The 26,773-nt window shown below is 68.6% G+C and carries 18 protein-coding genes; 14 read left to right on the forward strand and 4 right to left on the reverse strand.

Annotation, left to right across the window (positions count from 1 at the left end):
• Nucleotides 1-259: 259 nt before the first annotated feature.
• Nucleotides 260-655, reverse strand: coding sequence for a PLD nuclease N-terminal domain-containing protein (locus tag SMA5143A_RS37560; RefSeq protein ID WP_107467287.1), 396 nt, complete (start codon nucleotides 653-655; stop codon nucleotides 260-262).
• A gap of 154 nt (nucleotides 656-809) precedes the next feature.
• On the opposite strand from SMA5143A_RS37560, the gene SMA5143A_RS37565 reads away from it, so the two are divergent.
• Genes SMA5143A_RS37565 through SMA5143A_RS37575 form a run of 3 tightly spaced genes read left to right on the forward strand, consistent with a single transcriptional unit; the run spans nucleotide 810 to nucleotide 3,786 of the window.
• The gene (locus SMA5143A_RS37565) at nucleotides 810-2,267 is read left to right on the forward strand and encodes a menaquinone biosynthesis decarboxylase (protein ID WP_107467288.1); all 1,458 of its coding nucleotides are present in this window, start codon (nucleotides 810-812) and stop codon (nucleotides 2,265-2,267) included.
• The gene (gene mqnP, locus SMA5143A_RS37570) at nucleotides 2,264-3,166 is read left to right on the forward strand and encodes a menaquinone biosynthesis prenyltransferase MqnP (RefSeq protein WP_107467289.1); all 903 of its coding nucleotides are present in this window, start codon (nucleotides 2,264-2,266) and stop codon (nucleotides 3,164-3,166) included. The genes SMA5143A_RS37565 and mqnP overlap by 4 nt, the downstream gene beginning before the upstream one ends.
• Nucleotides 3,167-3,213: 47 nt before the next feature.
• Nucleotides 3,214-3,786, forward strand: a complete 573-nt coding sequence (locus tag SMA5143A_RS37575; protein WP_107467290.1) for a Uma2 family endonuclease — start codon at nucleotides 3,214-3,216, stop codon at nucleotides 3,784-3,786.
• Here the strand turns inward: SMA5143A_RS37575 and SMA5143A_RS37580 are convergent.
• Complete coding sequence (locus tag SMA5143A_RS37580) at nucleotides 3,776-4,399, reverse strand: rhomboid family intramembrane serine protease (RefSeq protein ID WP_107467291.1); 624 nt, start codon at nucleotides 4,397-4,399, stop codon at nucleotides 3,776-3,778. The two genes, SMA5143A_RS37575 and SMA5143A_RS37580, sit on opposite strands and share 11 nt — an antisense overlap.
• Nucleotides 4,400-4,489: 90 nt before the next feature.
• Here SMA5143A_RS37580 and SMA5143A_RS37585 point away from each other — a divergent pair, with 90 nt between their 5' ends.
• The 7 genes from SMA5143A_RS37585 (at nucleotide 4,490) to SMA5143A_RS37615 (ending at nucleotide 10,357) form a co-directional block, all read left to right on the forward strand.
• On the forward strand, nucleotides 4,490-5,206 hold the full coding sequence (locus SMA5143A_RS37585) for a UbiX family flavin prenyltransferase (RefSeq protein ID WP_107467292.1): 717 nt from the start codon (nucleotides 4,490-4,492) through the stop codon (nucleotides 5,204-5,206).
• A 92-nt stretch (nucleotides 5,207-5,298) separates the two neighbouring features.
• Nucleotides 5,299-5,754 (forward strand): Lrp/AsnC family transcriptional regulator, encoded by a 456-nt coding sequence (locus SMA5143A_RS37590; RefSeq protein WP_055513474.1) that lies wholly within the window; start codon nucleotides 5,299-5,301, stop codon nucleotides 5,752-5,754.
• A 60-nt stretch (nucleotides 5,755-5,814) separates the two neighbouring features.
• Nucleotides 5,815-6,978, forward strand: coding sequence for an aminofutalosine synthase MqnE (mqnE, locus tag SMA5143A_RS37595; RefSeq protein WP_107467293.1), 1,164 nt, complete (start codon nucleotides 5,815-5,817; stop codon nucleotides 6,976-6,978).
• 253 nt (nucleotides 6,979-7,231) lie between these two features.
• Nucleotides 7,232-7,756 carry a GNAT family N-acetyltransferase gene (locus tag SMA5143A_RS37600; protein ID WP_107467294.1) on the forward strand — a complete coding sequence of 175 codons (525 nt, stop codon included), beginning with the start codon at nucleotides 7,232-7,234 and terminating at the stop codon, nucleotides 7,754-7,756.
• Nucleotides 7,757-7,879: 123 nt separating this feature from the next.
• The gene (locus SMA5143A_RS37605) at nucleotides 7,880-8,269 is read left to right on the forward strand and encodes a DUF4229 domain-containing protein (RefSeq protein WP_107467295.1); all 390 of its coding nucleotides are present in this window, start codon (nucleotides 7,880-7,882) and stop codon (nucleotides 8,267-8,269) included.
• Between the two features lie 76 nt (nucleotides 8,270-8,345).
• Nucleotides 8,346-9,002: a TetR/AcrR family transcriptional regulator gene (locus tag SMA5143A_RS37610; protein ID WP_107467296.1), complete on the forward strand. Its 657-nt coding sequence runs from the start codon at nucleotides 8,346-8,348 to the stop codon at nucleotides 9,000-9,002.
• Between the two features lie 185 nt (nucleotides 9,003-9,187).
• A complete protein-coding gene (locus SMA5143A_RS37615) occupies nucleotides 9,188-10,357 on the forward strand; it encodes a DUF418 domain-containing protein (protein WP_107467297.1) in 1,170 nt (389 codons plus the stop codon).
• A 121-nt stretch (nucleotides 10,358-10,478) separates the two neighbouring features.
• On the opposite strand, the gene SMA5143A_RS37620 is transcribed toward SMA5143A_RS37615, so the two are convergent.
• The gene (locus SMA5143A_RS37620; RefSeq protein ID WP_107467298.1) at nucleotides 10,479-11,399 is read right to left on the reverse strand and encodes a MaoC family dehydratase; all 921 of its coding nucleotides are present in this window, start codon (nucleotides 11,397-11,399) and stop codon (nucleotides 10,479-10,481) included.
• A gap of 267 nt (nucleotides 11,400-11,666) precedes the next feature.
• Between SMA5143A_RS37620 and SMA5143A_RS37625 the strand changes: the two genes are divergently transcribed.
• Nucleotides 11,667-13,706: an AMP-dependent synthetase/ligase gene (locus SMA5143A_RS37625; RefSeq protein ID WP_107467299.1), complete on the forward strand. Its 2,040-nt coding sequence runs from the start codon at nucleotides 11,667-11,669 to the stop codon at nucleotides 13,704-13,706.
• Between the two features lie 57 nt (nucleotides 13,707-13,763).
• Here SMA5143A_RS37625 and SMA5143A_RS37630 read toward each other — a convergent pair whose 3' ends face one another.
• A complete protein-coding gene (locus tag SMA5143A_RS37630; RefSeq protein WP_258193969.1) occupies nucleotides 13,764-14,246 on the reverse strand; it encodes a hypothetical protein in 483 nt (160 codons plus the stop codon).
• Nucleotides 14,247-14,401: 155 nt separating this feature from the next.
• Between SMA5143A_RS37630 and SMA5143A_RS43300 the strand changes: the two genes are divergently transcribed.
• The 3 genes from SMA5143A_RS43300 to SMA5143A_RS37645 all read left to right on the forward strand — a co-directional run bounded on the left by SMA5143A_RS43300 (nucleotide 14,402) and on the right by SMA5143A_RS37645 (nucleotide 26,741).
• Nucleotides 14,402-15,130, forward strand: a complete 729-nt coding sequence (locus SMA5143A_RS43300) for an ABC transporter ATP-binding protein (RefSeq protein ID WP_181362210.1) — start codon at nucleotides 14,402-14,404, stop codon at nucleotides 15,128-15,130.
• A gap of 188 nt (nucleotides 15,131-15,318) precedes the next feature.
• On the forward strand, nucleotides 15,319-19,644 hold the full coding sequence (locus SMA5143A_RS37640) for a LamG-like jellyroll fold domain-containing protein (RefSeq protein WP_107467301.1): 4,326 nt from the start codon (nucleotides 15,319-15,321) through the stop codon (nucleotides 19,642-19,644).
• A 203-nt stretch (nucleotides 19,645-19,847) separates the two neighbouring features.
• Nucleotides 19,848-26,741: a polymorphic toxin-type HINT domain-containing protein gene (locus SMA5143A_RS37645; protein ID WP_181362211.1), complete on the forward strand. Its 6,894-nt coding sequence runs from the start codon at nucleotides 19,848-19,850 to the stop codon at nucleotides 26,739-26,741.
• The last annotated feature ends 32 nt before the right edge of the window (nucleotides 26,742-26,773 follow it).

A 26,773-nucleotide genomic window follows, 5' to 3' on the forward strand; every position in this document is an offset into this window, starting at 1 on the left:
GGGCGGTGCGGGGAGGGGCGGGGTAGGGAGGGCGGGGCGGGGAGCGGGGTGCGGGTGGTTCGGCGGGTGCGGGTGCGTCGTGGTTTCTCGCGCAGTTCCCCGCGCCCCTGAAGGGACCGGGCCTGCGGCCCGCCCTTCATGAAAAGCACGGGGCGTAGCCCCGGTCGCTTTTCAGGGGCGCGGGGAACTGCGCGACCAGCCCCCACGCACCCGCACCCGCCGACGAACCGCGCACCCCCGAGCTGCAAGGCGCCCGGCCCTACTCCTCGCCGTCCTTCTCCCGCTTCTCCTTCTCCTGCCGCTTCAGTTCCTCCTCGCGGCGCCGCAGATCCGCCTCCCAGCTCTTGAGGAGCGACTCGTCCTTCTTGTTCTCCTCGGACAGCGACTTCAGGAACTCGGGATTGTCGTCGGGAGCGACATACTCCGCGCGGTGGTTGCGGTGCCACTCGGAGGGCGTGCGCCCGTTCGCGGGGGCGTGGCGCAGCTTGCCCGCGGCGAGCCACGCGATCGGCCCGACGATCCAGAAGAGCAGGATGATGAACACCCAGGCGATCTTGGGCAGGTGCTTCGCCTCGTCCTCGGGGGTGTTGAGGCAGTCGATGAACGCGTAGATGGTCAGCGCCAACGGCACGAGGTACATCAACACCCTGAGCATGGAACGCCCCCTGAAAAGCGGTGGTGGGCCCGTCCGCCGGGCCCCCTGGTGACCGGCGGGACCGTGCGGCGCCGACCCTGTGCGGCGGAAAGCCATGACCCTACGCCGGGCCCCGTGACGGGGTCAGGGTAGCCCCTCGGGGATACTGGACCGCATGGCTTACGACGATCTTCGTTCCCTGCTCCGCGCCCTGGAGCGCGAGGGCGATCTCAAGCGGATCAAGGCCGAGGTCGACCCGTATCTGGAGGTCGGGGAGATCGTCGACCGGGTCAACAAGGCCGGCGGTCCCGCCCTCCTCTTCGAGAACGTCCGCGGGTCGAGCATGCCGCTCGCGATGAACGTCTTCGGGACCGACCGCCGCCTGCTGAAGGCCCTCGGCCTGAAGTCGTACGGCGAGATCAGCGAGAAGATCGGCGGGCTGCTCAAGCCGGAGCTGCCGCAGGGCTTCGTGGGGGTGCGCGAGGCGTTCGGGAAGCTCGGCTCGGTGGTGCACGTCCCGCCGAAGAAGGTGAAGGCGGACAGCGCCCCCGTGCAGGAGGTCGTCCTCCAGGGCGACGACGTGGACCTGGACCGGCTGCCCGCGCTGTTCACCTGGCCCAAGGACGGCGGCTCCTTCTTCAACCTCGGGCTCACCCACACCAAGCACCCCGAGACCGGCGTCCGCAACCTCGGCCTGTACCGCCTCCAGCGCCACGACAAGCGCACCATCGGCATGCACTGGCAGATCCACAAGGACAGCCGCAACCACTACCAGGTGGCCGCCAAGCGCGGTGAGCGGCTGCCGGTCGCCATCGCCTTCGGCTGCCCGCCCGCCGTGACGTACGCCTCCACCGCGCCGCTGCCCGGCGACATCGACGAGTACCTGTTCGCCGGGTTCGTCGCGGGCAAGCGGATCGAGATGGTCGACTGCAAGACGGTGCCGTTGCAGGTGCCGGCGAACGCCGAGGTCGTCATCGAGGGCTGGCTGGAGCCCGGCGAGATGCTGCCCGAGGGCCCCTTCGGCGACCACACCGGCTTCTACACCCCGCAGGAGCCCTTCCCCGCGCTGAAGATCGACTGCGTGACGATGCGGAAGCGCCCGCTGCTCCAGTCGATCGTCGTCGGCCGCCCCCCGACGGAGGACGGACCGCTGGGCCGCGCGACGGAACGCTTCTTCCTCCCCCTCCTCAAGATCATCGTCCCGGACATCGTGGACTACCACCTCCCCGAGTCCGGCGGCTTCCACAACTGCGCGATCGTCTCGATCGAGAAGAAGTACCCGAAGCACGCGCAGAAGGTCATGCACGCCATCTGGGGCGCCCACATGATGTCCCTGACCAAGCTGATCGTGGTCGTCGACTCCGACTGCGACGTCCACGACCTCCACGAGGTCGCCTGGCGGGCCCTCGGCAACACGGACTACGCCCGCGACCTCACCGTCGTCGAAGGCCCCGTGGACCACCTCGACCACGCCTCCTACCAGCAGTTCTGGGGCGGCAAGGCCGGCATCGACGCGACGAGGAAGTGGATCGAGGAGGGCTACACCCGGGACGGCGGCTGGCCCGACATGGTCGAGTCGGACCCCGACACGGCGGCGCTCGTCGACCGGCGCTGGAAGGAGTACGGCCTGTGAGCAGCGCATCCGCGGCGATCCCCCAGCCGGGCCGGACCAAGGCGTTCCTGCGGCTGGTGATGATCGAGCACTCGATCTTCGCGCTGCCCTTCGCGTACATCGCCGCGCTGACCGCCATGTTCCAGCTGGACGGCAACATCCACTGGGTACGGCTGCTGCTGGTCACCGTCTGCATGGTCGGGCTGCGCACGTTCGCGATGGCCGCCAACCGGATCATCGACCGCGAGATCGACGCGCGGAACCCGCGCACCGCGCACCGCGAGCTGGTGACCGGCGCGGTGTCCGTGAAGCACGCCTGGACCGGCGCCCTGATCGCCCTGGTGATCTTCCTGGGCGCGGCGGCGCTGCTGAACCCGCTCTGCCTGGCGCTCGCCCCCGTCGCCGTGATCCCGATGGTGGTCTACCCCTACGGCAAACGCTTCACCAACTACCCCCAGGCCATCCTGGGCCTCGCCCAGGCGATGGGCCCCGTCGGCGGCTGGCTCGCGATCACCGGCGAGTGGTCCTGGGACGCGGTGATCCTGGGTCTGGCCGTCGGCGTCTGGATCGGCGGCTTCGACCTCATCTACGCCTGCCAGGACGTCGACTCCGACCGCGACACCGGCGTCCTGTCGGTGCCGGCCCGCTTCGGCATCCCGGCGGCGGTGTGGGCGGCGCGGGTGTGCCACGCCCTCACGACTGGCTTGTTCGTCTGGTACGCGCTGGCGACGGACGCGGGTTCCTTCCTGTGGCTGGGCCTGGCGATCGTGGCGGGCGCCTTCGTCTACGAGCACACGATCGTGCGGCCCCACGACCTGTCGCGGCTGAACCGCGCGTTCTTCTCCGTCAACGGCTTCATCGGCATTGCCCTGTTCGTGTGCGCGCTGCTGGATCTTCTGGTTCGGGGTCTGACCCTCTGAATACGGTGCGGCCTACCATCGAGTGCAGAAACTCCAGGGAGGCCAGCGTGACCGTCTCGGGCATCGACCGCCTGCACTCGCAGCTCAGCCGGTTCGAGGACATGTTCCCCGGCTATCGCATGGAGATTGTCGAGGGCAGCATCATGATGAGTCCGGTCAAGCCCCACCACGCGGAGACCATCCGACTGGTGTGGAACACCCTGCGGGAGCAGGTGGCCGAGGAATGGGGCTTCACCAGCGATGTTGCCTTCCCCTTCGACGATGAGAACGAGTTCTGCCCTGACCTGGCCGTCATTCCCGCGGCGGAGGTCGAAAAGAACCAGGGGGCGTACTCACCCGACCTCGTCGAAATCGTCGTCGAGGTCGTGTCCCAGGGCAGCATCCGCCGCGACTACGAGCTCAAGCCACGTTGGTACGCCTCTCGCGGCATCGCCAACTACCTGATCCTCGACCCGCTCAAGGGCCACTGCGTCACGATGTGGAACCCCGGCCCCGACGGTTACCGGGGTCGCGACACGATCTCCTACGGCCCCGACGTCACCGTCGACTCGCCGCTGGGCAAGCTCACGATCGCCACCGGCCGCCTCCCCGTGGACCCGAAGGCACGCCCTACGCGGTGAGCACCGCGCGGTGTTGGCGGCGCCGGAACACGAACGCCGACACCACCCCCGCCACCAGCCCGATCAGGTGGCCCTGCCAGCTGACGCCTGCCGCGGTCGGTGCGATGCCCGCGAGGATCGAGCCGCCCCAGATCGCCCCGACCAGCACTCCCACCGCGACCCCTGCCAGCCGGCGCTCCACGAAGCCGCTGACGACGAGGAAGCCGAAGAGGCCGAAGACGACGCCGGAGGCGCCCGCCGTGTTGGTGTTGTCCGGGGATATCAGCCAGACACCCAGACCGTCGGCCACGATGATCAGCGCGCAGACCGCGGCGAACCGGCGGATCCCGCCCAGCGCCGCGAGGAAGCCGAGCACCAGCAGCGGCACGCTGTTGGCCGCGACATGGCCGAAGCCGAAGTGGATGAACGACGCGGGCACGACGTCGACCAGCTCGGGCACCGACCGCGGCATGATGCCGAAGTCGTCCAGCGCGTTCCCGCTGGCCACGTCGATCACTTCGAGGATCCACAGCAGGGCCACCCAGCCCGCCATCAGCTTGGCGGCGGCCTTCGCGCGGTCCCCGCGCGACCACTCCCGATCAGGGCTCAGCGCCCCGCGCACTCCACCTGCCATGTCAACCCCCGACTCAACTCGTCCCCTCAGTGGAACGGCCGTGCCCCCTTGACCGGTTCCCGCCCCACGGCGCCGGATAGGCTCGGTGTCGTGAACCGAGTCAAGCCAGGAGAGACGGCGCGTACGCCTTGGATCGTAGGGGTCTCCGGCGCATCCGGCACCCCATACGCCGCCGCCGTGCTGCGCGCGCTCCTCGCCGCGGACGAAAGCGTCGACCTCGTGGTGTCCCGAGCGTCGCGGCTGACCCTGCTGGACGAGACGGGCATCGCGTTCCGGGACGCGCACTGGCGTGACGACCTGCGGGAATGGCTGTCGCGCGGCGCCGACGGCAAGCCCGGCACCTTTCCGGTGGACGTCGACGGCGACCGTGTACGGCACTGGAGCGCCGGCGACCTGGCCGCCGGACCGTCCTCGGGCTCGTACCCCGTCAAGGGCATGCTGATCGTCCCCGCGTCGACGGCGTGCGTCGCGGGCGTGGCCCTGGGGCTCAGCAAGGACCTGCTGCAACGGGCGGCGAGCGTCACCCTGAAGGAACGGCGCCGGCTCGTCGTCGCCGTACGGGAGACGCCGCTGAACGGGCAGACCCTGCGGCATCTGGTGACCCTGGACGACGCGGGAGCGACCGTACTGCCCGCCTCCCCGGCCTTCTACGCGGGGGCCACGCACATCCAGGACCTGGTGGACTTCGTGGCCGGACGGGTGCTGGACGCGGCGGGCGTCCCGCACACCCTGTACCGGCGCTGGGAGGGCGAGATCGGCGGGTCCCGCCCCTCCGGGACGAGCGACACCACGCGCAGGGGCACCTGAGCGGCGTCCGCGCACCCCGCGCGTACGCGCACCACTGGCAACTCACCGAGCAATTCTTCAGTGCAACTCTTCAGCGGAAGGCAACCGATCGCATGGACGCGGTGGACAGGCAGCTCATCCAGGCCCTGAGGGAGAACGGCCGGGCCTCCTACGCGGAGCTGGGGCGCCTCGTCGGCCTGTCGGGACCCAGTGTCACCGACCGCATCAACCGGCTGGAGGCCGCCGGTGTCATCACCGGCTATCGCGCCACCGTCGACGCGGCCTCCCTCGGCCTCGGCGTGATCGCGCTCATCGGGATCTCGCTCTCCGACGCCGCCGACCACGAGGACGTGGCGAACCGGCTCCGCGACCTCGACGAGATCGAGGACTGCTGGTTCATCGCCGGCGACGACTCCTTCATGCTCAAGGTGCGCGCCACCGACGTCGACGGCCTGGAGAAGACGATCCGCCGGCTGTCCGGCACGAAGGGCGTCTCCCGGACCCGTACGACGATCGTGCTCTCCACGAAGTGGGAGAACAGGGTGGGTGAGCTGCCCGAGGAGCAGTAGACCTCGGGGAGTACGGTGGCGGGGTTGTCCATTGAGGGAAGACTGAGGGAAGGCGGAGGCATGGACGTCGGGCTCAAGCGCGAGCTGGAGGAGAAGGTCCGCTCCGGTGAGCGGCTGACCCGCGAGGACGGCATCGCGCTGTACGAGTCGGACGACCTGGCGTGGCTGGGCGGGCTCGCACACGAGGTGCGGACGCGGAAGAACGGCGACGTCGTCCACTTCAACGTCAACCGTCACCTCAACATGACCAATGTGTGCACGGCCTCCTGCGCCTACTGCTCCTTCCAGCGCAAGCCGGGGGAGAAGGACGCGTACACGATGCGCATCGAGGAGGCGGTGAAGCTCGCCAAGGCGATGGAGTCGGAGAACCTCACGGAACTCCACATCGTCAACGGCCTGCACCCGAACCTGCCGTGGCGCTACTACCCGCGCTCGCTGCGGGAGTTGAAGGCGGCCCTCCCGCACGTCTCGCTGAAGGCCTTCACCGCCACGGAGATCCACCACTTCGAGACGATCAGCGGGCTGTCGGCGTCGGAGATCCTCGACGAACTGATCGACGCGGGCCTGGAGTCCCTGACGGGCGGCGGCGCGGAGATCTTCGACTGGGAGGTCCGCCGGCACATCGTCGACCACCGCACCCACTGGGAGGACTGGTCGCGGATCCACCGCCTGGCGCACGAGAAGGGGCTGAAGACCCCGTGCACCATGCTCTACGGCCACATCGAGGAGCCCCGGCACCGCGTCGACCACGTCCTGCGGCTGCGGGAGCTCCAGGACGAGACCGGCGGCTTCCAGGTCTTCATCCCGCTGCGCTACCAGCACGACTTCGTGGACGTGAAGGACGGCAAGGTACGCAACCGGCTCCAGGCGCGTACGCAGATGGCGACGGGCGCGGAGGCGCTGAAGACCTTCGCGGTGTCGCGGCTGCTCTTCGACAACGTCCCGCACGTGAAGGTCTTCTGGGTGATGCACGGCGTCCAGACCGCGCAGCTCGCGCTCCAGCACGGCGCGGACGACATGGACGGGTCGGTCGTCGAGTACAAGATCACGCACGACGCGGACAACTACGGCACGCCGAACAAGCTGACCCGGGAGGATCTGCTGGACCTCATCCGCGACGCCGGGTTCCGGCCGGTGGAGCGGAATACGCGGTACGAGATCATCCGGGAGTACGAGGGGGCGGATCCGCTGCGGCGGGAGTCTCCTCAGCCGATGAGGGTGTGAGCCGGGCGCCCAGTGGGTCGGGGGTGCGGGTTCGTTGGCGGGTGCGGCTGAGTGGGGGTTTCTCGCGCAGTTCCCCGCGCCCCTGAAAAGCGACCGGGGCTGCGCCCCGTGCTTCTCAGGGGATGAAGGGCGGGCCGCAGGCCCGACCCTTCAGGGGCGCGGGGAACTGCGCGACCAGCCCTCACCCGCCCGCACGTGTCCACTGTCCGAATCTGTTTGACGCGCCGCCGAACGTAATGGCTAATCTCAACCCATGGCCCTTACCTTCCAGCTCGACCCTCCCCTCACGCCCGACCTCCGCGACGGCATCCTCCGCCTCTGGGCGGACGTCTCCAATGCCGGTGGCGCCGTCGGGTTCGTCGCGCCGGTGGCGCCGGAGGCGATACGGCCCGAGTTGGTGAAGCACATGGTGGGCATGGCGGAGGGGCGGCAGCGGCTGCTGGTCGGGTTCGACGCGGCCGGCGCGCCCGCCGCCACCGCGTTCTTCAGCTTCAACACGCACCGCCTGATGACGCACTGGGTCTGGCTGTACACGGTGATGGTGCACCCCGCCCACCAGGGCAAGGGCTACGGCCGCGACCTCATGACGGCGGCCGAGGAGGCGGCCCGCGGCTTCGACGGCATCGACGCCGTCCGTCTCACCTGCCGCGGCGGCCTCGGCCTGGAGCACTTCTACGCGGCGTGCGGCTACAAGGAGGTCGGCCGCGTCCCCGGCGCCATCCGGGTCGCCCCCGACGACCACCGCGACGACATCACGATGCTCCTGTCCCTGACCTGACCTGACCTGACCTGAGCCGCGCCCGCCCCGCCCGCACCCCCGTGCAAGATCGCCCCCCGACCGTGCTTCACTGGACGGTGGCCTTTGCGAACGTCCGGTACGGAAACGGAAGAGTGGATTGAGATGCTCCGCTACACACTGATGCGCCTCGGGATCTTCGTGGGCTGCTTCGTGGTCGTCTGGGCCCTCGTCTACTCCGGCGTCGCCCCGCGCGGCCTCGGCTCCTCCAACGGCATGTGGATGATCATGCTGGCCCTCGTCGTCTCCGCGCCGATCAGCTTCGTGGCCCTCCGCAAGGAGCGCGACCGGGCCTCGGAGCGGATCGCCCCGCGCCTCGACCGTTCCATCGACCGTGTGAAGTCCAACCTCGCCGCCAACCGCAGCCAGGAGGACGAGGCGGACGACGCGGCCCGCACCCCGGCCCCGTCCGGCGCCACCGCCGCGGACACCGACGCCGGGAACGCCAAGGCCGCCGAGAGCGGCGCGGAGGCCGAGGGCGTCAAGGCCTCCTAGCGGGACAGGGCGGCCGGCCGGTCCGCCCGGAAACGGCCGGGATCTTTCCCGGCGGCAGAACCGTACGCTTGCCCGCATGGGTGCTGTGAAGAACAAACGGATGCCCCGGGCGGTACGGGAACAGCAGATGCTGGACGCGGCCGTGCGGACGTTCGGGCAGCGCGGCTACCGGGCCGCCTCCATGGACGAGATCGCCGAACTGGCGGGCGTGTCCAAGCCGTTGGTGTACCTGTACCTGAACTCCAAGGAAGACCTCTTCACCGCCTGCATCCGCCGCGAGGCCGAGGCGCTCACCACCGCCGTACGCGAGGGCGTCAACCCCCGGCTGCCCGCCGACCGGCAACTCTGGGAGGGGCTGCGGGCGTTCTTCACGCACACCGCGCGCAACCCGGACGCCTGGGCCGTGCTGCACCTCCAGGCCCGTACGCACGGCGAACCCTTCGCCGCCGAGGTCGCGGCGATGCGCGAGGAGATGGTGGCGTTCGTGACGGGGCTGATCCTGGTCGCCGCCCGCGAGGCCCGCAGCGACCCGTCCCTCCCCGAACGCGAGGTCGCCGGCCTCGCCGAGGCGCTCGTCGGCGCCGCCGAGGCCCTCGCGGCCTGGGCCAACGCCACGCCCGGCCTGACGGCCCGGCAGGCCGCCGCCACCCTCATGAACTTCGCCTGGTCCGGCCTCGGCAACCTGATGGACGGCCACCCCTGGACCCCGCCGGCCGACGTGGCCGCGCCGTAGGCCCACCGGGTGCGCCGGCGCCTTGCCGGGCCGTCTCCGGGCGCGGGCCGACCGGGTCCGCCGACGCCTTGCCGGACCGGCCGCGGGTCGACCGGCTACCGGCGACGGCCGGTAGGGCTGACCCCACCACGGATCCTCGGGTGCACCGGCTCGTCGGTCGCTCCCGGCGTTCCTAGCGTTTTCGTATGACGGAAACGCTGCGATCGCCCACACCCACCCGGTTGTTAGACGTCGACGCGCTGCGCGGGTTCGCGCTGTTCGGCATCCTCGTCGTGAACCTCGCCTTCTTCGCCTCCGGCTACCCGTTCCACCTCGTCGCCGATCCGGCGCACGGCTCCTGGCTGGACGACTCCGCCGAGTTCGTGGTCCGGCTGCTGTTCGAGATGAAGTTCTACCTGCTGTTCTCGTTCCTGTTCGGCTACAGCTTCACCCTTCAGCTGGCCGCCGCGGAGCGGGCCGGCGCGAACTTCACCACGCGGTTCGTCCGTCGGCTCGGCGGACTCTTCGTGCTCGGCGGTCTGCACGCCGTGCTGCTGTTCCACGGCGACATCCTGACCACCTACGCGCTGCTCGGTCTCGTTCTGCTCGCCGTGCACCGGATCCGGCCGAGGACGGCGGTGATCACCGCGGGGGTGATCGTCGTCGTCATGGCGGCCGGTGCGGCGGTGGCCGCGCTGGCCGGCGCCGACCTGGTCACCGACCAGGGCGCCGCGCTCGCCGACGGTCGCGCCTCGACCGACGCGCTGGCCGGCGGCCTCGGTTCGGTGATCGGCGAACATGTGCGCTCGCTGCCGGTGATGGCCGGAAGCCTGGCCGTGCAGGGCCCGCTCGCGCTGTCCGCGTTCCTCGTCGGGCTGGCCGCCGGCCGGCATCAGCTGCTCGCGGACGGGATCGGCAGGCACGCGGTCGCGCTGCGCCGACTGGAGCGGGTCGGATACCCGGTCGGGCTCGCCGGCGCGCTGGTGTTCGCGATCGGCGGCGGCACGGTCGGACTGGCCGGTGTCGCGGTCTGCATCCTGACCGCGCCGTTGCTGACCGGCGCCTATGTGGCCACCCTGCTCCGGGTGTTCGCCACCCCGCGCGGCGCCCGGCTGGCGCGGGTGCTCGCACCGGCCGGCCGGATGGCGCTGTCGAACTATCTCGGCCAGTCCCTGCTGGGCGTGCTGATCTTCACCGGGGTGGGGCTCGGGCTGACCGGGGACACGCCACCGGCGCTCGTGCCGGTCGTCGCCGCCGGCATCTTCGCTCTCCAGCTGGAGCTGAGCCGACGCTGGCTCGCGCGGTACCGGTACGGCCCGGTCGAATGGGCCCTGCGGGCCGTCACGAACGCGGAGCGTCCCGCGATGCGCCGCTGACCTGCGCCGACATGCCGCCTGCTCCCGGCGCGGATCGTGGGCGCGGGCGGTCATGAGGAGGAGGGGGAGCCGAGCCCGGCGTTCCGCCGGAGCCGGTGTGCCGCCGGAGCCGGTGTGCCGCTCACTGGATCAGCGGGTACACGCCCCCCGTCACATGCACCCGCTGCCCGCCCTTCCGGTCCGTGCCGCGGAGTTCGAAGTCGCCGCCGGGGCGGCCGTCCGCCGCGTAGGTGACGGTGCTCGGGAGCGGGACCGGTGCGCGGAACTCGGCACGGACCAGGGCCGCCGGGGGTGTGCCGTGTTCGGCGAGGCAGCGGGCGACGGTCCACATGCCGTGGGCGATGGCCCGCGGGAACCCGAAGAGGCGGGCGCCGAGGGGGTGGAGGTGGATGGGGTTGCGGTCGCCCGAGACCGCCCCGTAGCGCCGCCCCACATCCGCGCCGAGTCGCCACTCGGCGAGCGCGGGGAGTGGCGCGGCCGTCGGCCGCCCCTTCTCGCCGGCGGGGTCCGGGGCGTCGTCCACCCGGTGCCGGGCGAGGTACGTGCTGCGGGACTCCCAGGCGATCTCGTCGCAGCCGCAGTCGCCGCCGATGTCCCGTACCTCCGTCACGACCGTGGCCTCGGTGCCCCGGCGGTGCGGCGTCAACCCGTCCACGTACACGGTCAGTTCGTACTCCCCGGTGGCCGGCAGCCGGCGGCGGCGGGTGATCTCGATCGAGGTGTGGACCAGCCCCAGCAGGGGCAGCGGGAAGTCGCGGCCGGACATGATCCGCATGGCGAGCGGGAAGCCGAGGACGTGCGGATAGGTGAGCGGGACGGCGTCCTCGCCGGTGGGGAAGCCGCAGACCCGTTCGTACGCGGCGAGACGCGCGAGGTCGATCCGTACGCCGGGCAGGACGAGCCGGTCGAGGCGGCCGACCGTGCCGTCGCCGTGCCGGGCGGCCGTACGGGGCAGTCTGCGGCTCTTGCACGGGGAGAGGAGGGCGCCCCGCGCGAGGAGGGGTGGGAGGAGAGGCGGGCCGGTGAGGGTGAGCTGAGGCATCGGACGGTTTCCCCTTCTCCCCGGTGCGGCGAACTTCTGTACTCGCCAGTCAGGTTACCCGAGGTAAGTCCTCCGTGAGCAGGGTGTGCGAGCAGGGGAGATGAACGACCCTCAAGTAATGTTCACGCCGCCTTGACCTGCGGCGGAGCACTGCACGACACTGCACATCCCCGCCCCCGGAACATCCCCGGACCACCCCCACACTCACACGAACCTCACACACCGGCCCCGTACGATCCGGGCACACCGAACGCCCAGGAGTCGCCCGTGTCCCACCTCGATCGCAGCGAACCCCTGCTCGTGGAACCCGAGTTGAAGCGGCTGGACGGCACGGTACGGGAGGCGTACGTCCCCCCGCTGGTCACGCCCGGCACCTACGGCTCCCTCGCGGACATCCCCTTCGACAACGCGGACCACGAGCCCGGCGCGGTCGTCCTCAGCCGCAAGGACAGCGGCAGGGGCGACGGCGGCAGTGGCGACGGCGGCAGGGGCGACGGCGGCAGGGCCGACGGCAAGGACGACCGGGGCGGCGGTGCCGGGGACGGCCGTGACGACGCGAGCGGCGGCGGCCATGGTGGCGGCAACCCCGGTGGGGGCGGCGGACGTTGGCGGGACGTGACGGCGGCCGAGTTCGCGGCGGAGGTGCTCGCCGTGGCGAAGGGCCTGATCGCCGAGGGCCTGATGCCGGGCGACCGTATCGCCATCATGGCGCGGACGACGTACGAGTGGACGCTCCTGGACTTCGCGGCCTGGGCGGCGGGCCTCGTCACCGTACCCATCTACCCCACCTCCTCCGTCTTCCAGACCCGCTGGATCCTCCAGGACTCCGGCGCCGTCGCCCTAGCCGTGGAGACGACCGCCCAGGCCGCCGCCCTCGGCCCCGAACTCGACCGCATCCCCGACCTCCGCCACATGTGGGTCTTCGACAAGGGCCACATGGAACGCCTCGCCGAGCGGGGCCGGGACGTGTCCGACCAGGAAGTCGCCGTACGGCGCGGGGTGCTGGGCCCCGACACCCTCGCGACCCTCATCTACACCTCGGGCACCACCGGCCGCCCCAAGGGCTGCGCCCTCACCCACGGCAACTTCTTCGCCGAGGTCGACAACGCGATCGACCTCCTCTACCCGATCTTCCGCGCGAAGACCGACGAGGAGGCGTCGACGCTCCTCTTCCTCCCGCTCGCCCATGTCTTCGGCCGCATGGTGGCGATCGCGTGCATGCGGGCCCGGATCCGCGTGGGCCACTCGCCGAGCTTCCGCACCGAGGACCTGCTGGCGGACCTGAAGTCGTTCCGGCCGACGTTCCTGCTGCTCATCCCGTACGTCCTGGAGAAGGTCTTCAACACGGCCCGCGCGTCCGCCGAACGCATGGGCCGCGCCTCGTCCTTCGACCGTGCCGCCGCCGTGGCCCGGCGCTACGGCGAGGCCCTGGAGGCCGAGCAGCACGGCACGGGCCCCGGCCCCACCGCCTTCCTCAGGGCGGCCCGGACCTTCTACGACCCCCTCGTCTACCGCCGCATCCGCAACGCCCTCGGCGGCCGGGTCCGTTACGTCATCTGCGGCGGCTCCCCGCTCGGCCGCCGCCTGGCCGCCTTCTTCGCCGGCGCCGGCATCGACGTGTTCGAGGGCTACGGCATGACGGAGACCACGGCGGCCGTGACGGTCACCCCGCCGGTCCGCCCCCGGCTCGGCACGGTCGGCTGGCCGCTGCCCGGCACGCGCGTGCGTATCGCCGCCGACGGCGAGGTGCTCCTGCACGGCGGTCAGATCTTCCGCGGCTACTGGGACCCGCAGGCCGGCGGGGTCGTCCCGACGGGCCCCGACGGCTGGTTCGCCACCGGCGACATCGGCCGGCTCGACGAGGAGGGCTACCTCACCATCACCGGCCGCAAGAAGGAGATCCTGGTCACCGACAGCGGCAAGAACGTGGCCCCGGCCCCGCTGGAGAACTGGCTCCGCTCCCACCCGCTGATCGCCCAGGCCATGGTCGTCGGCGACCGCCGCCCCTACGTGACCGCCCTGCTGACCCTCGACCCCGAGGGCATCACCCACTGGCGCCAGATGAACGGCAAGCACGCCGTGCCCGCGGAACTCCTCGTGGACGACCCGGAACTGCTCAGGGTCCTCCAACGGGCGGTGGACGAGGCGAACCGTCTGGTCTCCCGTCCGGAGTCCATCCGCCGCTTCACCGTCCTCCCCGGCGGCTTCACCGAGGAGGCGGGCCATCTGACTCCGTCGATGAAGCTGCGGAGGGAGGCGATCGGGGAGGCGTTCTCGGCGGAGATCGAGGGGTTGTACGAGAGGTAGCGGGGGCCGACCGGCCGACCCCGGACGACCGACCCGCCGGTGACGGTGACGAGCCGCCTACGCCCCACCTGCCGGGTCGCCCTCACCCAGCGCCAGCCACCAGTGACCGTCGTCCTTGACGAGGAGCAGCTCCTGCTGCTGACCCGTCTTCTCGAAGGTCACCCGGATCGGGTTGAGGTAGTCGACGACCCCCTCCAGCACCGTCACCTCGACGTGTCCGCTCGCCGCCTTCCCGTAGGTGTGCACCGTGTCGGCGGCCGCCGCCTCGGCTCCCCGGTACGAGGGTGCGGCGAGCCGGGTGAGTCCTTCCGCGTCCCCGGCTCCGAGCCGCTGGACGTAGACCCGGACGAGGGTGTCCACGTCCTCGGCGGTCTCCCGTACGTCGGGGTACCTGGACCTCTCCGCCCGCACGGTCACATCGACGCCCGGCGAGTCCGCGAGAGCGTACGGCGCACGGAACCAGTTCCACCAGACGCCTCCGGCGGCGAGGGCGGTGACGAGCACACCGCCGGCACACCACAGAAAGACCCGTCCCCGCATCAGTCCCGTCCCCTCGCTGGGCCCGCCGTCGGCCGTCCCGTCGGCTGTCTCCCTGGTAGATCACTGCCGAACGGCTCCGGTTGCACGGAGGGCGATTCCCGCCGGGATCGTCGCGGAGGAGCACACGGCGAAGCCCGCGGCGCTACCGTCCCCCCATGGGGCAGGACGCGAATCAGGTCGATGCCGGTGGTGACGGTGCGATCGGCGCCGGGCGGGACGTGCGTGCCGCGACGACGGGCGACCGCAGCCCGGCGACGTACATCGAGAACCTGTACGTGCGCACGCTCCCGGAGCCGGACGCCGTACCGCCGCCCGACGAGGAGGCGGAGCAGGCCGCGTTGAGGCAGTACGCGGTGCGCGTGCGGGAGCGCTACGGCCGGCTGGACCTCGACTTGCTGATCCCGACGGAGGAGGGCGAGCATCCCCCGGTCGCGCTGCATGAGGTGTTCGTGTCGCCGCTGGTACGGGCCGACCCGCCGCCCGTCGAACTGCCCCGCGACATCCTCAACCGCCTGGTGGAGACGGGTGACTGGCCCGTCGAACTGCCGCCCGGCGTGGAGCAGGAGTCGCTGGAACGGGCGCGGCAGGCGTACCAGGAGCGGCCCGCGCGGGACGTGCTCCAGCTTCTCGCCGCCCGTGACGCCGACCGGCTCGTCCTCCTCGGCGACCCCGGCGCGGGCAAGTCGACGCTGGCCCGGCACCTGGCGCTCGCCCTGAGCCCTGTGGATCCTGGCCTTCGGCCACCCCGCCGCCCCGGCCACGCTCCCCCTCCTCCACTCCCGGGCGACGACGGACGCCGACGAGACGGTACGGGTGGAGGCGACCCGTGCGGTGGCAGCGGCCGAGGCGCTGGCGCCGCTTGCGGATCAACTGCCCTGATTTGAGACAGACTTACCTGGATTTGTGGTGCAGATCACTCAACGGTCCGTGGCGTTTGGTTCTCTTGGGCTTGATGTCCCTTGTGGTGATCTAGATGTTTTGTTTATGTGCGCTTTACTCTCTCTTCACTGTTCGTAGATGACCAACTACGTACTGGCGGGGTCTGGGGAGTCCCTGCGGGGGAGGGTTCTTCATGCCTGTGAGCAAACGGCTGCGTGCTGCCGGAGCGGTTTTGTCCGTTGCGGTGGCATCTGGCCTTCCGGGGGCGTCACCCGCAGAGGCCGAGCCTCGCGCCAAGGCTCCGACAACGACGGCGCAGGAAGTTTCCGGGTCGGAGCAACCTGCTGCCACGGAGATCGATGCTCTGGCGAAGGCCAAGCGCACGGGCAAGCGCGTGGAGGTCGCTTCCCAGCGTGGAGAGAGCAGCGAGGTCTTCGCCACCCCGGACGGCAGACTCGAAGCGCGTGAGTACCTGCGGCCGGTGTGGGCGCGCGTGGACGGCGTGTGGAAGGCCGTCGACACCGACCTGGCGAAGTCCGGCAATGGCATGGTGGCCCCGAAGGTCGCCACCATCGGCCTGGAGTTCTCCGGCGGTGGTGACGAAGCGCCCATGGTGCGGATGGTGAAGGCCGGACGGCAACTCGAACTGTCCTGGCCCGGTAAGTTGCCCCCGCCCCGCTTGGACGGCGACACCGCGACCTACGTCGATGTCCTGCCCGGAGTCGATCTCCGCCTGGGAGCGCAGGAGGACGGTTTCACACAACTCCTGGTGGTGAAGTCGGCTGAGGCCGCGGACAGCAAAGAGTTGGCCGAAGTGCGGCTGGACATGGACGCCCGGGGACTGGACGTTCACGAGACCAGCGGTGGCGGCCTGGAGGCCCTCGACAAGGGGGCAGGCACGGCGGTGTTCGAGGCGCCGGAACCAGTGATGTGGGACTCCAGCCCAGGCCCGGGTGCCCCACCGGCGGGCGTCCGGAAGAACACAGGCGCACGGACCGCGGCAACGCAGGCCCCTTCGGCCGGCGAGACCGGTGACGGGGACAGCGAGCCGGGAGCCGGCGAGTCCGGCAAGCTCGCACCAGTCGGTGTGGACGTCCCCGCCGCCCAGGACGCTCTGGTGCTGAAGCCCGACACCGATGTACTGAGGGGTGATGACACGGTGTACCCGGTGTTCATCGACCCCCAGATGCACACCCCCGACGCCACCGCGTGGACGATGGCGTCGAAGTACTGGGCGTCGTCCCCCCAGTGGAAGTTCAACGGAGAGTCCGACGCGGGAATGGGCTATTGCGCCTGGTGGTACTGCCAGCCGCATGACACCAAGCGGCTCTTCTACCGCATTCCGGTCTCGAAGTTCGCCGGCAAGAAGATCCTTTCGGCCGAATTCACGGTGCGCAACACCTGGTCGGCGTCCTGTGAAGCCCGAGGCGTGCAGTTGTGGCGTACGGGCGACATCTCGTCGTCCACTACCTGGAATTCACAGAATCGTTCTGGCTTTTGGATAGACCACCTGACCACATCCTCATTCGCGCATGGCTTCGACGGATGCGCGGCCAAGGACGCAGAGTTCAACGTGAAGTCGGCGGTCCAGCAGGCCGCCGACAAGAAGTGGTCCACCATGACGTTCGGCCTGCAGGCATCCAATGAGGATGACCCGTACGGCTGGAAGCGGTTCTCGGACGACGCTTTTCTGCGGGTGTACTACAACCGCCCGCCCCCTCAACTCAAGATGTCGCAGCTGACGATGCGGTACGGCGGAACCTGCAAGAAGCCTGAGAACGCTCCACGAATCCGTTCTCTGGGCACGATCTACGCCAACGATGTGAAGGATCCGGACGGTGACGACGTCGCCGTCCAGTTCCAGGCGAAGTGGGACAGCGGCGACGGCAAGGGGCTGATCACCCGCTGGCGCCCTGAACTGAGCAAGTACAAGCCCTCCGGATCCGACTTCCCCATCACGCTGCCCTCCTCCGTGCCCACGAACAAACAGATCCATTGGTACGCAAGGGTCAAGGACAAGGGCCTGGACGATGTGGACGGCAACTACTCGCCGTGGTCCTACACCGGTGACGCCACAGGCTGCTACTTCGTGTACGACACGGCTGCGCCCAAACCGCCGACCATCACGTCCACCGACTACCCGGCCTTCGACACGGCTGATCCGAACGACCCTTGGTACGACGGCATCGGTAGGTACGGCGCCTTCACGGTGAAGGCCGGTGAGGCCGACGTCACCCGATACTGGTACGGCATCAACGTCGATCCCTTGTCCAGGAACGAGATCACCACGACCGCGGGTGCCGCCAGGACAATCAACCTATTGCCACCTCGTGTCGGCACCAACACACTGTTCGTCAAGGCCTTCGACTCCGCGGGCAATGCCTCCGAATCCAGCTATCGCTTTCGAGTGAAGGCCGGGCAACCCGACCGTGCCACCTGGCAGCTGGACGAGGGCGCCAACGCCAGCAAGGCCGAAGGATCGACGCCCGCCCGAATTCTGGACCTGAACGGAGGGGCGACGCCGGGGGCCGACGGCACGCTCGGCACAGCACTTTCCCTCAACGGCACGACCGGTTACGCATCGACCGACCTGTCAGTGGTCGAGACGACGACCGGGTTCTCGATCTCGGCCTGGGCCAAGCTGGACACCAAGCCCAGTCACGGGGCGATGGTGGCCACACAGATCGGCAACGACGCTGCGGGCTTCGAACTGCTCTACTCGTCCGCCTACGACCGCTGGGTCTTCGGCACACTCACCACCGACGCTCCAGGTGCCACTGCCAAACGCGCCATGGCAGGCACCGCGGGCGGCGCCGAAGCAGGGTCGTGGACACACCTGGTGGGCACCTATGATCCGGCGACCACGAAGATGCGGTTGTACGTCAACGGCAAGCTCGCCGGCGAGGTCACCCACGAGATCACCTGGAACGCACGGCGTGGCCTGCAGATCGGAGCGGGGCGCAGCAGTGGCTCCTTGAAGGACTTCTTCCCCGGCGCGATCGACGAGGTGCAACTCTTCGACAAGGCGGTCGCCCAGGACGAGGTCGACAAGCTGTACGCCAAGCAGACCGTCGGCGATCCCGGCCGCCCCGCGGTCGCGATCTTCCACCTCGACGAACCGGACACGGAAACCGATCAGATCGAAGGGCACGGCGGAGTCGTACCGGCCACGTATTCGGGCGGTGTGACCACCGGGGTCCCCGGAGTGGCCGGGAAGGCCGCCAAGTTCAACGGTGTCGACGGTTACGGCCGGATCGGCGGACAGCGAGCACCCCACGTCAATACGTCCCGCAGTTTCACCGTCTCGGCCTGGGCCAAGATGGACAAGAAGCCCGATGAAGCGGCGATCATCACGGCTCAGGCGGGCCAGTTCCGCTCCGGATTCGAGCTCTACTACTCCAAGACCTATGACCGGTGGGCGTTCAATCAGTACTCCGCAGATGCCGAGGACGCCACACCGATCCGCGCCATGCAGCCCGACGGCACTGCGGCGCGCGTCGGCGAGTGGGTGCACCTCGTAGGAGTGCACGACACGGTCATGAACACACTGACGCTGTACGTCAACGGAGCGAAGGCCGGATCAACCACCTTGACCAGCCCCTTCTATGCTGATCGGTCCATGTACATCGGTGCGGCCGGCTACAACGGGCAGGTCGTGAGCCACTTCCCGGGCACTGTCGACGACCTGAGGCTGTACGACCGGCCGCTGTCGGCCGAGGAAGTGCAGCAGATGGTCAAGCAGCGGCCACTGGTCAAGGGCCGCTGGACCTTCGAGCAGGGCTCGGGCGCACCGCAGGTGACACCGGACGCGTCGGCATCCGGCAACGCCATGACGTTGCGGGGCGGAGCCACGGTCGGTGGTGCGGCCTGGGTCGACGGCGGTGTCGTGTTCGACGGTGTCGACGACTACGGGACCACGGCCACCGCGCCGGTGGACACCGCCGGAAGTTTCACCGTCAGCACATGGGCGCAGGCGGCGGCCGTACCGGAAAAGAATGTGACGCTGCTGAGCGCACCCGGGGCGACGACCCGAAGCGCGTTCTCAGTGCGTTACGAGCCGAGTGATCACCCGACCACCGACCCGGGACGCTGGCAGGTCACGACAGCCGCCACGGACACGGCCGGCGCTGTCGTCACGACGGTCGACCACAGTCAGTTCTCCCGGGCCGACGACTGGACCCATCTGGCCCTCGTGTACGACGGGCTGACCAAGGAACTGACGCTCTACGTCAACGGTGAGCCGGAGAACGTGCCGTGTGAGGACGCGGATGGTGACGGTGAGCAGGACGTGCCCACGTGTACGGACGCTTTCTCCTCCGCCGAGAACGTGCAGTTGTTCAAGTCGACCCAGCCGTTGCACCTCGGTGCGAGCAAGACCGGAGCGACCACTGTCGGAGGTCACTGGCCCGGTGCTGTCTCCGACACCTGGGTCTTCCAGGGACCGCTGACCGAGGCGCAGATCCGCATGCTGGCCATCGGCCAGCCCGGCATGGCCACCGACGTTCCCGGTGGCTTCTGACGGATGGCCTTCGGCTGTGGCGGGCGGAAGCCGCCCCGCACAGCCGAGTGCGTCTCCGTTCCGTACCCCCCACTTCCGCTCCCAGACGACGCCGACCGCGCCGCGGGTGCGCCGAACCAAGGACGAAGGACAGGATGAACGGCAGATCCGGCAAGCGATCTCGAACACTGTGCCGACGCATCGCGCTGGCCTCCGCCGCGGTCATGGTCGGCACGCTTCTTCAGGGCGTGACACAACCGGCTGCGGCCGTGGATGACGGCAAGGGCAGCACCGCCGTATCCCGAAGCGAGAAGCCCCTGCCCGGTTCGGCAGTCAAGGTGAAGCCGCGCCCCGTGGGCAAGGGCCCGCGTACGCCGAGGACACCGCCTGACGCGGCATGGCCCAGGGCGGCGACGGCGGTGGTTCGGCTCGCGGAGGGCGGGGCCGAAGCGAAGACCAGTGGGTCGGCATCCGCACGCGCCAAAGGCCTTCCTCTGACTTTGGACGTTCGGGGCAAGGCCGCCAAACAACCGGTGACCGGCGACATCGAGGCACGTGTCCTGAGCCGCGCCGCAGCGAAGAAGTCGGGCACTGACGGGCTCGTGTTCTCGTTGCGCCCCAAGAAGATGGCCACGAACAAGCAGGTCGGCCGGGTGCGAGCCCACCTCGACTACTCCGGCTTCGCCGAGGCCTTCGGCGGCGGATACGCCTCCCGCCTCACCTTGGTCGAACTGCCTGCATGTGCGCTCACCACTCCGACCAAGCGGAAGTGCCGCACCACCCAGCCGGTCACGGCGGACAACAACGCCGAGAAGCAGATTCTGACCGCACCGGATCTGCTGTTGAGGTCCGGTGCGCCCACCGTACTCGCAGCAGTCGCCGACACGGAGAGCGCGAGCGGAGACTACAAGGCCACCTCGCTGGCCGCGTCGGCCACATGGGAGACCAATCTCAACACCGGCGACTTCACCTGGTCATATCCCATGGGTGTGCCTGATGTGCCGGGCGGAATGACCCCGAACATCGGGCTTTCGTACTCGTCCGGCGGTATCGACGGGCGAACGAGCAACACCAACAACCAGTCGTCCTGGACAGGTGACGGGTTCGATCTGTGGCCGGGCTACATCGAGCGACGCTACAAGTCGTGCGCCGACGACGACGTGAAGAACGCGGACGGCAACAAGCCGGGCGATCTGTGCTGGGCCTACGACAACGCCTTCGTCTCGTTCAACGGCAAGGGCGGCGAGCTGGTACCCGACGGAGCCAATTCCTGGAGGCTCAGGAACGACGACGGCACCAAGATCGTTCGACTCTACGGCTCCAGCAGCGACGTGCGGGACAACGGTGCCCGCAACGACGAGTACTGGCGGATCACCACTCCTGACGGGACGCAGTACTTCTTCGGTTACAACCGCCTTCCGGGCTGGGGGAGCGGCAAGGAGACCACCAACTCGACCTGGACCGTCCCCGTCTTCGGGGACGACGACAAGGACCAGTGCCACGCCTCGACGTTCGCCGACTCCTGGTGCCAGCAAGGCTGGCGGTGGAATCTCGACTACGTCGTCGACACCCACGGCAACGCCATCGCCTACTACTACGACAAGGAGACCAACTCCTACGGCCGCAACCTCAAGGCCGGCGACGACACCCGCTACGTGCGGGGCGGCACCCTCGACCGCGCCGAGTACGGCCTGAAGTCGTCTGCGGTGTACAGCACCAAGGCACTGGGGCTGGTCGACTTCACCAACAGCGAGCGCTGTCTGCCCAACGCGTCCACGACCTGCTCGTCCATCAGCACGGACGCGGCCTACTGGTACGACACACCGTGGGACCTGAACTGCGAGAGCGGCACTGATTGCGACGAGGGGCGCTTCTCGCCCTCGTTCTTCACCCGCAAGCGACTCACCGAGGTCACCACCCAGGTCTACGACGGCAGCGGTTACAAGAAGGTCGACTCCTGGAAGTTGTCCCACCGCTGGGGCCAGGCTGACGTCGACTACCAGTTGCTGCTGGACTCCATCCAGCGGACAGGGCACACCGCCGATACAGCGGTCACCCTGCCGAAGACCACCCTTGTCTACTCCCAGTACTCCAATCGACTCGACAAGGTGGGCGACGGCCACGCCCCCTTCGTCAAGGAGCGCCTGTCGAGCATCGCCGACGAGTCCGGCGGCCAGATCAACGTCAACTATTCGAACCCGGCCTGTGCCTGGGATGCGCTGCCGACCCCGAAAAGCAACACCAGTCGCTGCTTCCCCCAGTACATGGGCGGTAGCGCCACGGAGGACCCTGAACTCCACTGGTTCAACAAGTACGTGGTCGACTCGGTCGTGGCGTCCGACCGTACGGGCGGCGCCCCTGATCAGGTCACCTCGTACGACTACCTGGGGGGCGCCGCCTGGCACTACGACGATGACGACGGACTGACGAAGGAGAAGTCCAAGACCTGGTCCCAATGGCGCGGTTACGGACGTGTGCGTGTTCAGACCGGTGGACCGGGTGGCCCGTCCGCGATGAAATCGCAGCAGGAGACGTACTTCCTGCGCGGCATGGACGGCGACCGCAAGGAGCCCAGCGGCGACACCAAATCGGTGACCGTCACGCTCGGCGAGGGCGAGGGCGACCCGATCACCGACCATGAGTCAGCGGCCGGCTTCGCCTACAAGACGGTCAGCTACTCGGGGCCGAACGGCAAGGTGCTCTCCAAGACCGTGAACCGCCCCTGGCACCACGAGACGGCCAAGAAGGTCCGCGACTGGGGCACGGTGACGGCCAACTACACCGGCACCAGGCACACGAAGACGTTCACCTCACTGGACGACGGGGCCGGCGCCGAATGGCGCATCACCTCCACTGCCACGACGTTCGACGAGGTCGCCGGTCGAGTGACCCACATCGACGACTTCGGTGACAACTCGACCTCTGACGACAACCGCTGTACCCGAACCAGCTACCAACTCAGCAGCACGCTGAACAACATCCTCACGCTTCCCTCCCGTGTGGAGACCGTCGCCAAGTCCTGTGACAAGGCGGCCGGTCCCGGCGACGTCATCTCCGACGTGCGGAGCGCCTACGACGGGGGCGCTTATGGGGAGGCCCCCACCAAGGGCGACGCGACCGCCAGCGCACTGCTGAAGATGTACGACGGCACCACGGCCGTCTACCTGGAGTCCGGTGCCACGTTCGACTCCTACGGTCGCCAGCTGACCAGCACCGACCTCACGGCAGACGTGAAGGTCACCGCAGGTGGTGTCCTGACCCGGACGGCGCGCAGCGACGGCCGTACCACCAAGACCGAGCGAACCCCGGCTGCGGGCTTCGCAACCACCACGAAGGTGACGACGCCTCCCGCCACGGCGGGGAACGCGAGCTCGGCGCAGACCTCCACCACCGCGCACGACATCCGACGAGGACTGCCCCTGGCCCAGACCGACACCAACGGCAACGTCACCAACTTCGCCTACGACGCGCTGGGCCGCTCCTCCAAGGTGTGGCTGGCCGACCGGTCGACCGGCCAGACGCCGTCCTTCGAGTTCACCTACACCATCGCCGAGAACAAGGCGGTTACGGTCGGCACGAAGACGATCGGCAACGGCGGAGCCCAGAGAACGTCGTACGTCCTCTACGACGGCTTCCTCCGCCCGCGCCAGACCCAGGAGCCGGGACCGGCCGGACAAAGCCTGGTAACCGACGTCCTCTACGACGAACGTGGCCTGCTCAGCAAGGAATTCGCCACCTACTACGCCAAGACTGTCCCGTCCACTGTTCTGTTCGCGCCAGACGACGCACTGACCGTCGAGACACAGACCTGGTACCGGTACGACGGACAGGGACGGCAGATCGAGGCGAAGCAGGTCGCCGGAAACGGGGACGGCGGACAGGTCCTGGCCACCACCACGACCATTCACGGCGGTGACCGCACCACGGTCATTCCGCCGGTCGGAGGCACGGCCGGCACCACGATCTTCGACGCTCGCGGCCAGACCACCGAACTGCGCCAGCACCGAACGCGCAGCGCGACCGCCGCGTTCGACACCACCTCCTACGGCTACACGCCTCGCGGTGAACTGATGAAGGTCACGGACCCTGAGGGCAATACCTGGGAGTACACCTACGACCTGCTCGGCCAGCAGATCAAGTCCGTCGACCCGGACAAGGGCACGACGATCAGCGAGTACGACGACCGCGGCCAGCTCACCAAGGTCGACGACGCTCGTCCCGGGGCCGCCCGTGCACTGTGGTTCGGTTACGACAATCTGGGCCGCAAGACCGAGACCAGGGAGGGTTCGTCCGGCGGCACACTGCTGAGCAAGTACGTGTACGACACGATCAGCAAGGCCAAGGGCCACCTGGCCGAATCCACCCGCTACAGCGGTGGAAACGCCTACACGACCAAGATCCTCGCCTACGACCGCCTGTACCGCCCCCTGCGCACTTCTGTCACGATCCCGTCCTCGGAGGGGGCGCTTCAGGGCACCTACTTGTCGACGACCTCCTACGCGTTGTCGGGGCTGGTCGAGGGTGCCGGGTATCCGAAGGCCGGTTCCCTGCCGGCCGCGACGGTCGCCTATGCCTACGAGGACGCCACGCTGCGCCCGATCAGGATCGATGGGCCTCAGGGGCTCAAAGCCACGACCGATTACACGGTGACCGGACTACCACGGGACCACCAACTGTCCAGCAGCGGCGGTAAGAGTGTCCTCGTCAACAACGCCTATGAGTGGGGTACCAAGCGCCTTGCCAACTCGACCGTCCACCGCCAGGACGTCGCGGGCTTCGACAAGAGCAGTACCTACGACTACGACGAGGTGGGCAATGTCCTCTCGGTGTCGGACGTCTCCCGTTCCGGCACCGACACCCAGTGCTTCACCTACGACCACCTACGTCGCCTGACCGAGGCATGGACCCAGGGCACGACCACCTGCGCCACCGCCGCGAGTGGCAGTGTGCTGGGTGGACCGGCCAAGTACTGGCACTCCTACACCTATGACGCGGTGGGCAACCGTCGGACCGAGACGCTGCACGACGTCACCGGTGACGCCGCCAAGGACACCAAGAGGACCTACGCCTACCCCGGCGTGGGCAAGGCGAAGCCGCACGCCCTGACCTCCGTCACCGAGGCCCGCCCCGATGGCACGGCGTTGCAGAGCTACGGCTACGACGAGGTCGGCAACACCACGACCCGCACCATCGGCGGCGACACCCAGACCCTTCTGTGGGACACCGAGGGCCACCTCGCCAAGGTGACAGAGCCGGTCGAAGGAGGCCCGGACAAGGTCACGGAGTACCTCTACGACCCCGAGGGCAACCGGCTCATCGGCAGGACCTCGACCGAGACGACGCTGTACCTCGGAGCCACGGAAATCACCCTGGCCAAGGGCTCCACCACCCCGAAGGCCACCCGCTACTTCGACCTGGGCAGCGGCAATCAGGCGGTGCAGAAGGACGACGGGTCCATCTCCTTCACGGTCGCGGATCACCATGGAACGGGTGAACTGTCGATCGAGGCGGCCACCCAGAAGCTCACCCAGCGCCGCACTCTGCCCTTCGGAGGGATCCGGGGTGACGCCCCGACCAGCTGGCCGGGCACCAAGGGTTTCGTAGGCGGCACGGACGACACCAAGGTCACTGGTCTCACCCACCTCGGCGCCCGTGAGTACGACCCTGCCCTCGGCCGCTTCATCAGCGTCGACCCCCTCCTGGAGATCGACAAGCCCCAGACACTCAACGGCTACACGTACGGCGCTCAGAACCCGCTCTTCTTCACCGACGCCACCGGACTCGGTCTGGCCTGCGGGCCGGGATTCGACGCGGGATGCGGCACCGGAGTGGTCACCCACGGCGACGGCACGTTGTCCAAGGACGGTCGTCCTACCGGGGGCGGCACGATTTACAGGCCGCGCAGGGGGGTGAACGGCGCGCCCATGAACGGGCCCGTGACCATCCAGCCGTATGGCCAGTCAGTCACGATCCAAGGTGTCTACATCCCCACGCAGGAAGAACTCGCTGCGGAGTTCCCCTATTACCAAGAGAACACGGACTTCCAGCACAACCTGGAGAACTGGGCCAAGACTCAGTGCGGGCCCTCTCAGGCGTATGGAGATTTCTGCTCCGCAGTGGGCAAGCTCGGCTGGTTCGGAGGCAATCCGGAGATCGACGTCCTCGAAGTGATCGGGGTCCGCTCCTACGTCGACTGCTACAACGGCAAGGGCTGCAAGGACGCTGCAATCGATGCGGGAATCTCAGCTGTCGGTTACGGTCTGGGGAAGCTGGCCAAGGTCACGCTGAACGTCTTCCAGGCGGCCCTGAAACGTTCGGACAGCGCAGCCATCGGTTGCCTCATCGCGGCTGCGCACAGCTTCGTCGCCGGCACCGAAGTCCTCATGGCCGACGGAACGACCAAACCGATCGAGGAAGTCGAGATCGGTGACAAGGTCACGGTCACCGACCCGACAACAGGTGAGACCACGGTCCGTGAAGTCGCCGGGACCATCGTCACCGAGGACGACAAGCACTTCGTCGACCTCACCATCGAAACAGCCAACGGCACCGACTCCTTGGTCACGACCACGACCCACCCCTTCTGGTCCGACTCCGAGGACACGTGGGTCGACGCGGGCGATCTCAAGCCGGGCATGACCGTCCGCGCTACAGACGGTTCTGCCGTACCGGTGGTCAAGACACGCGATTTCGCAGAGCGGCAGCGCACGTTCGATCTGACGATCAGTGATATCCATACGTACTATGTGCTGGCGGGGCAGACTCCGGTCCTGGTTCACAACAGCAATGGCAGCTGTGGAATTGGTCGGGAGCTGATCGGCGACGAGAGGTCGGATCACATTCTTGATGGTCACAGGTATCCGGGGGCAACAGGTAAGGATGCTTTCCCGAAGGGGTGGTCCGATGACCAGATTCTGGATGCTGTTGCTGACGTGGTGACGAGTCCAAATAGTCAAAGAACCTGGTACAAGGGATCTGCTGTGCATGCCGAGAGAACCCTGAAGACCAGGAAGGGCGAACCCGCGGTTCAGAATGTGGTCGGGACCGTGGGAGGCGTGAGAATTCTGGTGCGTTACGAACCTCTCACTGGAAAGGTGCTCACAGCGTTCCCGCACTGAGGAAATAGTTCAATCAATCTGGGTGTGGCATC

The sequence above is a fragment of the Streptomyces sp. MA5143a genome (genome assembly GCF_900290235.1).
Taxonomy (GTDB): Bacteria; Actinomycetota; Actinomycetes; order Streptomycetales; family Streptomycetaceae; genus Streptomyces.